Origin of the sequence: Gordonia sp. ABSL11-1 (assembly GCF_030315685.1) — a bacterium.
GTDB lineage: Bacteria > Actinomycetota > Actinomycetes > Mycobacteriales > Mycobacteriaceae > Gordonia.
This window is the reverse complement of record NZ_JASXSI010000004.1, coordinates 118,407-130,385: the sequence shown is the minus strand read 5'-3', so window position 1 is coordinate 130,385 and position 11,979 is coordinate 118,407. Positions and strand designations below refer to the sequence as shown.

Sequence of the window (11,979 nt, the reverse complement as noted above, 5' to 3'; positions counted from 1 at the left end):
CAAAGGAATTCCATCGGTGACGCACGTACTTATCGTCGAGGACGAGGAATCACTGGCCGACCCGCTCGCCTTCCTGCTCCGCAAGGAAGGGTTCGAGGCCAGCGTCGTCAACGACGGTGCGCAAGCGCTGTCGGCCTTCGATCGGGTGAGCCCCGACATCGTGCTCCTCGACCTGATGCTGCCGGGCATGTCCGGAACCGAGATCTGCAAGTCGCTCCGACAGCGTTCGGGTGTCCCGGTGATCATGGTGACCGCCCGCGACAGCGAGATCGACAAGGTCGTCGGACTCGAACTCGGTGCCGACGACTACGTCACCAAGCCGTACTCGGCCCGCGAACTCATCGCGCGCATCCGCGCCGTCCTGCGACGGGGTGGTGACGCCGCCGAGGAGGAACTCGCCATCGGCGTCCTCGAGGAGGGGCCGGTCCGGATGGACGTGGAGCGGCACACCGTCGCAGTCAACGGTGACGCGATCACCTTGCCGCTCAAGGAGTTCGACCTTCTCGAGTACCTGCTTCGCAACTCCGGCCGCGTCCTGACCCGCGGTCAGCTGATCGATCGGGTGTGGGGCGCCGACTACGTCGGTGACACCAAGACCCTCGACGTCCACGTGAAGCGGTTGCGATCCAAGATCGAACCCGACCCCGGCAACCCCAAACACCTGGTCACCGTCCGCGGCCTGGGCTACAAATACGAACCGTAAGGTACCCACACAACTCGCGGCACGGAGGCTCCTTTCGCGCCGACCGTGCCCAGTTTTGCGCCGACTGTGCCCGGTGCTACCGAGCTGAGCGCGCGCAGGGTGGATGGCCGGGCACAGTCAGCGCAAAACAGGGCACGGTCGGCCTCCGTGCCGGTGGCGTCGGGAGGCCGGCTTCCGGACGAGTTGATGACGGGCGCTACTCCTCCATCAACTCGTACTTGATGTCGGTCTCGCGGCGGGTGGTGGCGGCGGTCGTCGCCGGGTGGACGGCGATGAGCCCCAACCCGTTTCGACGACGGCACGCGGCGGCGAGCACGTCGTAGGCGGGTTGGCCGATCAGTTCGACGAGTTCGGGGGCGTACGACTCCCACACCTGGGTGGCGCCGACGTGTGCGTCGGGTGAGCCGGAGCAGTACCACTTCAGGTCGTGCCCGCCCTCGCCCCAGCCGCGACGGTCGAACTCGGTGATCGTGGTGCGCAGCACCTCGGTGCCGTCGGGCCGCTCGACCCAATCCTGTTCGCGGCGAACGGGTAGCTGCCAGCACACCTCGGGCTTGACGGTCAGCGGTTCGATACCACGGCGCAGCGCCATCGAGTGCAATGCGCAGCCGGTCCCGCCTGCGAACCCGGGTCGGTTCAGGAAGATGCACGCGCCCTTGTATTTTCGCGTCTTGAGAGCTGGCCCGTCGTCCCCGGGATCGTCATCGCCGTCGCCCTCCTCGAGGTAGCCGCGCGGGCCGAGTGGGTCCTTGCCGGAGCCCTTCTTGTAGTACTGCCAGTCGTCCTCGGTCAGCATCGCCATGGCCTTCGCCAACTTCTTGCGGTCGCCCTTGTCCGACAGGTACGCGCCGTGACTGCAGCACCCGTCGCTCTCGCGGCCCTCGATGATGCCCTGACATGCGGGGGTGCCGAAGACACAGGTCCAATGCGACAGCAGCCACGTCAGATCCGCGTTGATCACGTGTTCGGAATCGGCCGGATCGGCGAATTCGTACCATTCGCGAGGGAAATCCAGATCGACCTCCGGCGCAGGCGTGATGCGCTCGGGGGTCTGTCGCGGGGCTTGTGTGCGGCTCACATGGTCAACGGTAACCGCCGTCGGCGAAGTCGCACGGCGGCGGGCGATCGCGGCGGAATTCCACTCCGCGTGCCGAGAACCCCATGCCACGGACTAGCCTTGGAGAACGTGCGTCTAGGAGTGCTCGACGTGGGCAGCAACACTGTCCACCTGCTGGTGGTCGATGCTCATCGCGGTGGGCATCCCACCCCCATGAGTTCCACGAAATCCGTGCTTCGGCTCGCGGAGCAGATCGACGATCGCGGTCGGCTCTCCGATCGCGCGGCTGCCAAGTTGATCGAATCGGTGGACGAGTTCACCCACATCGCGTCGACGTCGGGGTGTGAACAGATCATGGCGTTCGCGACGTCGGCGGTCCGTGACGCGAGCAACAGCGACGAGGTGCTTGCCGCGGTCGCCGACAAGACCGGCGTGCAGGTGACCGTGCTGTCGGGACGCGACGAGGCCCGGCTGACGTCCCTGGCGGTGCGCCGCTGGTACGGCTGGAGCGCCGGTCGGATCCTCGCCCTCGACATCGGCGGCGGGTCGCTGGAGATGTCGAACGGCGTCGACGAGGAACCCGACTCGGCGTTGTCGCTGCCACTCGGTGCGGGCCGACTGACCAGGGAGTGGTTGCCGGGGGACCCGCCGGACCGTCGTCGGGTCGCCGTCCTGCGTGACTGGCTCGACGCCGAGCTGCGGCCCGTGGCGAAGGCGCTGATCGAACCCGGCCGTCCGGACCTCGCAGTCGGCACATCGAAGACCTTCCGCAGTCTGGCCCGCCTGACCGGCGCGGCCCCGTCGAGCGCGGGACCGCGGGTGCAGCGGCAGCTGACCACCAACGGTCTACGCCAGCTCATCTCCTTCATCTCCCGGATGACGCGCGACGACCGCGCCGAACTCGAGGGGGTCAGCGCCGACCGCGCTGGTCAGCTGGTGGCGGGTGCTCTGGTGGCGGAGGCGGCCATGCGCGCACTGGCAGTCGATACACTTGAGATCTGTCCATGGGCGCTGCGCGAAGGCGTCATCCTGCGCCGGCTCGACTCCGAGCCGGTACAGGCTGCCGAGGCCGGCGGAACCGAAACGGTGGGAACCGGGGGGCCCGGCCGCGGCGTTGGATGAGCTGACACATGCCCCGCATGGGGGCGGGTTTTGATCTCGAGGACGGAGAGCGCACTCTATGGCCAACGAATCGGAAACGGGCGGGCAAGGACAGCGCGGGTCGGATGCACCCGATTCCCGGCCGATTTCGGTCTCGGAGTTGTTGGCGCGCAGCCGTGAGCAGGGCGATGCAGGCGCCGGCACACCACGTGAAGGGCGCGGTCGCCGTCGCGTCGGACGTGAGGGATCGGTATCGGTCTCGGAACTGACCGGCGAGATCCCGCGCGTGCAGTCGGCCGAGCCGACAACCGGACCCGACACATCGCGACCTTCCGATGCGACGACCCGCTCCGCCCCGGACCCCACCTCGGCGCGGCCCACGACGGGTCCGACCACACCTGTCGGCCGTCCCCTCGGCGACACCGGCGCGTTCCCGCGTTCGGCCAACCCCGTCGCACGGCGATACGCCGACGACCGCCCCATCGCGGATCGCCCGACCGCGGCGTCCGGCCGTGGCCCGGCCGACGGCGCGGGACCGTTCGGTGAGCGGCCGGCGCGGCCCACCTCGAGCGGCATGCCCGGCTATGCGCAGCCCGCGACCCGTGACTTCAGTTCGTCGGCGGTCGCCGGTCGGATGGCCGACGACGCGAACGCCAACGCGGTGACCGGCATCATCCCTGTCGTCGGCGATCAGGATTCCGACGGTTTGGCCGTCGTCGAGTCCGACGATGTCGATCTCGCGGAGCTGTCGGCGCCCTCTGCCGATTCCGCCAACGACCCCGGCGCCCGGCCGACCAGCGGTTTCGCCGAGGTGATGGACGACGACTTCGAGTCGTACCGCAATTTCGCGGACGTCGAGGACGACGAACCCGAACCCAAGAAACGACGCTTCGGCGGCTGGCGGAAGAAGAAGGCCGATCGCACCGCACGACCGGCCGCCGCCCGCCGGCGAGAGCAGCTCGACGGATCGGACGAGACCGCGCCCGCGGTGCCCGCCGCGTCTGTGTTCGCCGCGCCGACCCCGTCCCCTGACGCGACCCCGGCCCCCGACGAGACACCCACCGGTGACGTCTCCGACGCCCTCGTCGACGACACCCCTGTCGACGACACCCATGTCGAGGACACCGGAACCGCCATCGCCGACGGTGACATCGACACCGCTGCCGACCACGCGCCGACGCCGCAGAGCGCACCACCGGTGACCGGCGACGCGACCGCCACCGACCTGTCCGGACTCGGTGCGGTCCCTACCGACCGCACCCTCGACACCGACGACCTCACCAGCACGTCCGTCGCCGGCGAGGCGCCTGCGCCGGCCGCCGAGGCGCCTGCGGTTCGGTCCGAGCCGGTCACCGACGATCCCGAGCCGACCGTGGCAGCACCCGCCGCAGACGCCGAGGCGTCCGACCATCCGGGCCGTGAGCTGTCGCCCGTGGTCGCGTGGCTGCTGATCATCGGGCAGGCGCTCGCCGGGCTGGCCGTCGGCGTCGGACTCTTCTGGGGCTTCACCGAGCTGTGGAAGTGGAACGTCTACTTCGCGCTGGTGCTCGCAGTGCTGGTGATCTTCGGCATCGTCACCTTCGCTCACCTGGTGCGGCGGACAAAGGACCTGACCACCACGTTGCTCGCACTCGGCGTCGGTCTGATCGTCACGATCGGCCCGCTCGTGCTGCTGGCGACCTAGCCGCTCCCGTGACCGCACCTGCCTCGCCCGGTTCGCCGCACGACGCGGCCGACATCCCGATCGGTCTGTCGACGGCGTCGGTGTACCCGCAGAACACCGAAGCGGCCTTCGCCTATGCGGCGGAGCTGGGCTTCGACGGCGTCGAGCTGATGGTGTGGGGGGAGCAGGTCAGCCAGGACATCGCCCACGTCGAATACCTGTCGGAGCGCTATCAGGTCCCGGTGCTGTCCATCCATGCGCCGTGTCTGCTGATCTCCCAACGGGTCTGGGGGCGCGATCCGCTGGTCAAGCTGTCCCGCTCGGTCCAGGCGGCCGAGGATCTGGGTGCCTCCACCGTCGTCGTGCACCCACCGTTCCGCTGGCAACGTGCGTACGTCGTCGGGTTCGACGACATGGTCGCCGAACTCGAGGAGGACAGTGGTATCGCGATCGCGGTGGAGAACATGTTCCCGATGCGTGCCGATCGCCTCTTCGGGGCGGGGGAGCGATCCGCGCGGCGCCTCCTCGACCGCGGTGGGCCGGGTCTGGCGGCGTCGGCGTTCGGGAAGTCGATCGACCCGACCGACGACGGCTACGCGCACTACACCCTCGACCTGTCGCACACCGCGACCGCGGGCGCCGATGCGCTGGGCATGTTCGAGCGGATGGGGTCGGCCCTGTCACACCTGCATCTGGCCGACGGTGACGGCGCCGCGACCGACGAGCACCTCCTGCCCGGCGACGGCAATCAGCCCTGCGCCGAGGTGTGCCGACGGCTGGCGCAGAGCGACTTCGACGGCGCGGTTGTGTTGGAGGTCACCACGAGTGCGGCCCGCACCAAACCCGAACGCAGTGCGCTGTTGGGTCGTTCGCTAGATTTTGCGCGACAGCACCTCGCCCGGGGGTTGGGGTCCGACGGCCCCGGGCGGGTTCGATCAGAACGTGGCTGAGAGCGCCGGCGCCACGCGCCTCCCACGACGCGACCAAGAGCGGAACGATGACCCGAAAGCTTGACGACGTACGCATCCTCACCGAGGTGTCGCGATCCGGATCGGACCGCATCACCTATCGCGCGGTGATCGATCCCGTGTTCACCATCGGTCCGAAGGTGCACGGCGGCAGCCTGCAGATGGTGGTCGCCGCGGCCGCCGAGCGTGCACTTGCCGACCTGGGCCCGTCGGACCCCGCCGACGATCACGACGCGCCCAAGATCCCGGTCGCCATCGCGAGCGACTATCTGCACGCGCCCGACGCCGCCGAGATCGATCTCGAGGTGCTCGTGCGTAAACGCGGCCGGACGGTCACCGTGATGACCGTGGACGCGGTGCAGAACGGGCGGACGACGGTGTCGTCGTCGGTGACGTGCGCGCGGCCGGATACCGGTGCGCCGCATCACTCGTCGTCGACCGTGCTCGACGGCACACCGGCCGGGCCGCCCGCCGACGGGATCGCGCTCGACGACTCGCCGGTCGCCGAGGTGAACCATCTCGGTCCGGCGATGGATCTGGTGCTCGACGCCGCGACGTTCCCGATCGTGCGTGGGGAAACCGGTGAGCCGGTGGTCCGCGGGTGGGCGCGACCGAAGAGCGGCGACGCCGACACGGGGTTCGCGGTCCTCGTCTGCGACATCTCGCCCCCGGTGGTGATGAACCTGGCGCTGTTCGGCTGGGCGCCGACGGTCCAGCTGACGACCTACGTGCGGCGACATCCCGCGCCGGGTTGGCTGCGGTTCGCGGCCACGAGCACCGAGGTGGGCCCCGGGATGTTCGAGGAGGATCATCTCGTGATGGACTCGACCGGGACGATCGTCGCCCAGTCGCGGCAGCTGGCCCTCATCCCGCAGCGTTCCTGACCCACGTCCCGGCGACCCGCCGCGACCCAGATCCTCTACCCAGACACCGGTTCCAGAAAGGCAATCACCCGTGACCGAACGCATCGCCATCGTCGGCGGAGGCAAGATCGGCGAAGCACTGCTGGCCGGCCTGATCCAGTCCGGCAAGCAGACCAAGGACCTCGTCGTCGCCGAGAAGATGCCGAAGCGGGCCAAGGAGATCGCCGAGGAGTACGGCGTCCTGGTCACCGACGTGACGTCGGCGGCCGAGGGCGCGCAGTACGTCTTCCTCGCCACCAAACCCGACGACGTCGACGCGGTGTTGCGTCAGCTCTCCGGTGCTGACGACGACGCGGAATCCGAGCGCGTGACCGTCACCCTGGTCGCCGGCATCCCGATCTCCCGCTATGAGAACGCACTGCAGGCCGGGTCGCCGGTCGTGCGCGTCATGCCGAACACGCCGATGCTGGTCAACGAGGCCATGTCTGCGGTGTCGGCCGGTCGCTACGTCGACGAGGACCAGCTCGGCGCCGTGGTGCGGTTGCTCGAGTCCGTCGGCAAGGTCGCCGTGGTCCCGGAGAAGCACATGGACGCTGTCACCGCGATCTCCGGCTCGGGCCCGGCCTACGTGTTCCTCATGGCCGAGTCGATGATCGACGCCGGCGTGGCACTGGGCCTCACCCGCGCGCAGGCGTCCGAACTCGCTGTTCAGACGGTCAAGGGCGCCGGCCTCCTCCTCAGCGAGTCGGGGCTGTCCCCGGTCGACCTGCGTGCCGCCGTCACCTCCCCGGGCGGCACGACCGCCGCCGCGATCCGAGAATTCGAGGCCAACGGTTTCCGGCACGGCGTCTACCAGGCGACGCGGGCCTGCGCGGCGGCGAGCGCGAAGGCCGGGCATCGACCAGACGTTGAGGGTTTGAAGGGTAATCGGGGCGACACGGACACCCCATGATTTGTGGTCGGAGGCCGTGAAAACCCCAGCATGTTGGGGTCGTCGTCACTTTCGGCGCAATTTTCACACAACTCACGTCGCTTTTTTCACATCAGCCACGCTAAGCTCCTTTAAGCACGTGCGTGTCTGATGTCCGCCGGAGGGGAAGCCGGCGGCCGCGACGCGTGCTCCGGAGGTATGAGTAATTCATGGCATCTGCAGAAAAGCCTGGTGACAGGACCGGCGCGGTGAGCAATGCGGCCTCGGGCTCGCAGTTCCTCACGGTCGCCGAGGTCGCATCGTTGATGCGCGTCTCGAAGATGACGGTGTACCGGCTCGTGCACAGCGGTGAACTGCCGGCCGTGCGCGTGGGCCGCTCGTTCCGGGTGCATGCCAAGGCCGTGCACGACTATCTGGAGACCTCGTACTTCGACGTCGGCTGACCTCACCCGACTCGTTCGACTCCCTCGACCGTCCACCCCGAGCGGTGTGACGGGGCGGGGGAGTCGTGGCATTTCCGGCAGCCGGATTTCGCCTGTTCCACACCGACCGGTAATGTGGCAGTTCGCGTGCTGATGCCCCCGCGTTGCGTCACGCACCGGCTGGGCACACCAGAGCAATCAGTGGAAACCGCGTCAACCGTGAGGAAGCACCCAAATGGGTTCAGTGATCAAGAAGCGTCGCAAGCGCATGTCGAAGAAGAAGCACCGCAAGCTGCTGCGGCGGACCCGGGTGCAGCGTCGCAAACTCGGCAAATAGTCGACTCGCGGCGTCCCGACGTCGAGAAGAACCCGCCTCGTCGCGGGTTCTTCGTGTTTTCGGGGGGCGGTTGCCGGGATCTTCTCCGCAATCCGTCGAACACACCCGGGCCACCCCGGCCCCTGCAGCAGGGTGTTGACCGCCGTCACCGGGCGAACCCTCCCACCTCCCGGTTAGCCTGGGAACATGTCTGACGAGAGCCCTGCACCGACCCCGCGGACGGTGCTGGTGACCGGTGCCTCCACGTTCCTGGGCGGCTACCTCGTCGCGCGACTGGCGGCCAATCCGGCGATCGAGCGGGTCCTCGCCGTCGACTCCCGGGTTCCGCGCAAGGACCTCATGCGCCGAATGGGCCGTGCCGAGTTCCTGCGCCTGGACATCCGGCGGCCTGCGATCGCGAAGGCCATCGCGGGCTACGAGGTCGACACCGTCGTCCATGCCGCGACGTCGATCATGGACACCGCGCCGCACTCCTCGGCGATCAAGGAGTTCAACGTGGTGGGCGCGATGCAGGTCTGCGCGGCCTGTCAGCGCAGTCCGTCGGTCAAACGGCTCATCCTGCGGTCGACGGCCATGGTCTACGGCGCCAGCGCGCACGACCCGTCGCACTTCGCGGAGGAGACTCCCGCACGGCGCGAACCCAAACGCGGCTACGGTCGCGACCTGCTCGACATCGAGGGCTACGTGCGTGGCCTGGCGCGACGTCGTCAGGACATCGACGTCACGACCGTCCGGCTGCAGGCGATCCTCGGTCCGAGGATCAACACCCGCATGGGCTCGTACCTGTCGTTGCCGATCGTGCCCACGGTGATCGGATATCAGCCGCGTCTGCAGTTCCTGCACGAGGAGGATGCGCTGGCAGCGATGGAGCACGTGACCCTCGCAGGCAAGACCGGCACCTTCAACGTCGCCGGTGAGGGCGTCGTCAGTCTGACCCAGGCGATCCGACGAATCGGGCACATCGAACTCCCGGTGCCGAGCAGCCTGCTCGCACCGATCACCGGCGTGTTCCAGGATCTGCGGTCGGCCAAGCTGCGATCGAGCCAGACCGAATACCTCACGTACGGAAGGGTTCTCGACACCACGCGAATGCGTTCGGAACTCGGTTTCGCGCCGCGGTTCTCGACCGCCGAGACCGTCGACGACTTCATCGAGCGGGGCGGGTCGTCGGCGGTGATCGAACCCGATTCATGGCGTTCACTCGAGCGAAAAGTGGTCGCCACTGCGCATCAATTGCAATGAAATCAACACCAGTGAATCCGGTTCGGCATGTCAGCGTGGGATGAGGCACAATCGAGCGCAACGCGAATCCAACCTTTAGACTTGGACGACAGACCCACTGGCGGATTCCGCGTAGCATCGTTCGTGTTGCCCGTGGCCGCGTGGTGATCAATCCATCAAATGGACGCAGGGGTGAGAAGCTTGGCAGGTGGCGGCGTGACCGACGCACGTACCGCGAAGGTGATCCAGCTCTATGCGACTCCCGGCGGTGACGCGCAGGCGCCTGGCGGCCGTCGTGCATCGCGGGATCAGGGCCGCCGGCGACATCCCAGTCAGCAGTCTGGTGACGCCGTCAATTCTCCTGCGACGCAACGCAAACCGGGTGAGTCCGGGCAACTCGGGCATCCCAACACCGACGGCTTCGGTCGTCCTCCCGCGGCGGTCACGCCGATCAGCGACGACGTCCGGCTGCCCGCCGAGACGCTCGGCGTCGAACATCTCGGACCCTCGCGGTCCAGTCCGCTCTTCTCTCTGTCGGGGATCCGCGGCGCAGTCGCCGACTCGCTGACCGCGACGGCCGGGTTCATCCGGGAGCGGATGACCGGGGAGTACGAGGTCGACGAGTTCGGGTTCGACCCGCACTTCACCGAGTCCGTCTGGTTCCCCGCGGTCCGGCAGGTCTACGAGAAGTGGTTCCGGGTCGAGGTGACCGGCATCGAGAATCTCCCGGTCGAGGGTGGCGCCCTCCTGGTCGCCAACCACGCAGGCACCATCCCGGTCGACGCGATCATGACCTCCCTCGCGGTCCGCGACAACCATCCGACGAATCGCTATCTCCGAGTCCTGGCCGCCGACATGGCGTTTGACACGCCGGGCGTGAGTGAGGTGGCACGCCGGATCGGCGCGACCCTCGCGTGCAACAACGACGCGGATCGATTGCTGCGCGCCGGCGAGCTCACCGCGGTGTGGCCCGAGGGGTACAAGGGGATCGGCAAGCTCTACAAGGATCGCTACAAGCTGCAACGATTCGGCCGGGGTGGTTTCGTGACGACCGCCCTGCGCAATGCCGCGCCGATCATCCCGGTCTCGATCGTCGGGTCGGAGGAGATCTACCCGATGCTCGCCGACCTCAAGCCGCTCGCGAAGATCCTCGGCCTGCCGTACTTCCCGGTCACCCCGATCTTCCCGTGGCTCGGACCGCTCGGCGTGGTCCCGCTGCCGTCGAAGTGGCACATCCACTTCGGCCGCCCCATCGAGACCGGATCGTTCGACGAGTCCTCCGCCGACGACCCGATGGTCGTCTTCGACCTCACCGACCACGTGCGCGAGGAGATCCAGCAGACGCTGTTCCGGATGCTCAGTCGTCGCGGTAGCGTCTACTTCGGCTGAGCAGGGACCGCGTCGGCCCGCTCGCGGAGCCGGGTTGCCGCGCGTTCGCCTGCTCCCTGAGGAGCGAGCGCAGCGAGCATCACGAAGGGTCACGAGGGGGCGGAGAACACGTGAGAGCAGTGGCATGCCGGGACGGGCAACTCGAGGTCGTCGACCTCCCGACACCCACTCCGGGGCGTGGCCAGGTGCTCATCCGGGTGACCCGCGCGGGCATCTGCGGCTCCGATCTGCACGCCCGCACCCACTGCGACGAGAGTGCTGCGGTCGCCGACGAGGTCGGCTACGACGCGTTCATGCGGTCGTCGGAGTCCGTCGTCATGGGACACGAGTTCACCGGGGACGTCGTCTCCTACGGTCCGGACTGTCGTCGACGCTGGGCCCCGGGTACCCCGGTCGTGTCGGTGCCGATGATCAAGCACGGTGACGCCGCCCACCTCACCGGACTGTCCGCGCAGGCGCCCGGTGCGTACGCCGACCTGCTCCTCGTCTCCGAGGACCTGACGATGCCCGTTCCCGACGGCCTGTCGGCGGACCTGGCCGCGTTGACCGAACCGATGGCCGTCGCCCACCACGCCGTCCGACGCGGCGAGGTCGGCAAGCGCGATGTCGCGGTCGTCATCGGTTGCGGGCCGATCGGCCTCGCGGTGATCCTGATGCTGAAGGCGGCCGGGGTCCGGTCGGTCGTCGCCGCCGACCTGTCCGCCGGACGCCGCGACCTCGCCCGCCGGTGCGGAGCCGACGTCGTCGTCGACCCGACGACCGACTCACCGTGGGAGGCTGCGACGCAGAAGCGGCGCTACGTCACCCAGGCGTCCGGGCTGTTCGACACCGCGTTCTCCGCCATGCACGATCTGCAGCGCATCCCGGGTGTGCCGTGGGCGAAGGTGATGCGGGTCGCCGAGCGGGTCGGCGCGACGCCGCAGGGTCCGGTGGTGTTCGAGTGCGTCGGCGTGCCGGGGATCATCGAGGACATCGTGTCGCATGCGCCGTTCCGATCACGGGTCGTCGTCGTCGGCGTGTGCATGCAACCCGACACCTTCCGTCCCGCGATGACGATCAACAAGGAGATCGAACTCCGCTTCGTGTTCGCCTATGACCCAGGAGAGTTCCACGACACGCTGCACATGATCGCCGACGGCAAGGTGGACCCGGGTCCGTTGATCACCGCCACGATCGGGCTCGGCGGGGTCGCCGCCGCCTTCGACGCCCTCTCCTCGGCCGAGCGCCACGCCAAGGTGCTCATCGATCCCACCTCCGACGTCGTCGACCTCTAGCCCCCTCTAGCCCCCCGGGCAACGGAATCCGAAACTTCTCCGGTGGCAAC

General features: G+C 68.4%; 12 protein-coding genes. 11 read left to right on the top strand and 1 reads right to left on the bottom strand.

Annotation, left to right across the window (positions count from 1 at the left end; all coding sequences use genetic code 11):
- Nucleotides 1-16: 16 nt before the first annotated feature.
- Entirely contained in the window at nt 17-703 is a 687-nt protein-coding gene (locus tag QSJ19_RS06145) for a response regulator (RefSeq protein WP_286319043.1), read from the top strand.
- Between the two features lie 196 nt (nt 704-899).
- On the opposite strand, the gene QSJ19_RS06140 is transcribed toward QSJ19_RS06145, so the two are convergent.
- Nucleotides 900-1,742, bottom strand: a complete 843-nt coding sequence (locus QSJ19_RS06140) for a DUF3109 family protein (RefSeq protein WP_286319319.1) — start codon at nt 1,740-1,742, stop codon at nt 900-902.
- A gap of 147 nt (nt 1,743-1,889) precedes the next feature.
- On the opposite strand from QSJ19_RS06140, the gene QSJ19_RS06135 reads away from it, so the two are divergent.
- From QSJ19_RS06135 to QSJ19_RS06090, 10 genes are all read left to right on the top strand, one after another.
- Nucleotides 1,890-2,882: a Ppx/GppA family phosphatase gene (locus QSJ19_RS06135; RefSeq protein WP_286319042.1), complete on the top strand. Its 993-nt coding sequence runs from the start codon at nt 1,890-1,892 to the stop codon at nt 2,880-2,882.
- A gap of 58 nt (nt 2,883-2,940) precedes the next feature.
- Nucleotides 2,941-4,545, top strand: coding sequence for an Rv0497 family membrane protein (locus QSJ19_RS06130; RefSeq protein ID WP_286319040.1), 1,605 nt, complete (start codon nt 2,941-2,943; stop codon nt 4,543-4,545).
- 8 nt (nt 4,546-4,553) lie between these two features.
- Nucleotides 4,554-5,474 (top strand): sugar phosphate isomerase/epimerase family protein, encoded by a 921-nt coding sequence (locus QSJ19_RS06125; protein WP_286319039.1) that lies wholly within the window; start codon nt 4,554-4,556, stop codon nt 5,472-5,474.
- 47 nt (nt 5,475-5,521) lie between these two features.
- Nucleotides 5,522-6,376 carry a thioesterase family protein gene (locus QSJ19_RS06120; RefSeq protein WP_286319038.1) on the top strand — a complete coding sequence of 285 codons (855 nt, stop codon included), beginning with the start codon at nt 5,522-5,524 and terminating at the stop codon, nt 6,374-6,376.
- Nucleotides 6,377-6,446: 70 nt separating this feature from the next.
- Nucleotides 6,447-7,307, top strand: coding sequence for a pyrroline-5-carboxylate reductase (gene proC / locus QSJ19_RS06115; protein ID WP_286319037.1), 861 nt, complete (start codon nt 6,447-6,449; stop codon nt 7,305-7,307).
- Nucleotides 7,308-7,495: 188 nt separating this feature from the next.
- A complete protein-coding gene (locus QSJ19_RS06110; RefSeq protein ID WP_286319036.1) occupies nt 7,496-7,729 on the top strand; it encodes a helix-turn-helix domain-containing protein in 234 nt (77 codons plus the stop codon).
- Nucleotides 7,730-7,943: 214 nt separating this feature from the next.
- Complete coding sequence (locus QSJ19_RS06105; RefSeq protein WP_003402602.1) at nt 7,944-8,045, top strand: 30S ribosomal protein bS22; 102 nt, start codon at nt 7,944-7,946, stop codon at nt 8,043-8,045.
- A 186-nt stretch (nt 8,046-8,231) separates the two neighbouring features.
- Complete coding sequence (locus QSJ19_RS06100; RefSeq protein ID WP_286319034.1) at nt 8,232-9,287, top strand: NAD-dependent epimerase/dehydratase family protein; 1,056 nt, start codon at nt 8,232-8,234, stop codon at nt 9,285-9,287.
- 159 nt (nt 9,288-9,446) lie between these two features.
- A complete protein-coding gene (locus QSJ19_RS06095) occupies nt 9,447-10,655 on the top strand; it encodes a lysophospholipid acyltransferase family protein (RefSeq protein WP_286319033.1) in 1,209 nt (402 codons plus the stop codon).
- A 110-nt stretch (nt 10,656-10,765) separates the two neighbouring features.
- Nucleotides 10,766-11,929, top strand: a complete 1,164-nt coding sequence (locus tag QSJ19_RS06090) for a zinc-binding dehydrogenase (protein ID WP_286319032.1) — start codon at nt 10,766-10,768, stop codon at nt 11,927-11,929.
- Nucleotides 11,930-11,979 lie beyond the last annotated feature (50 nt).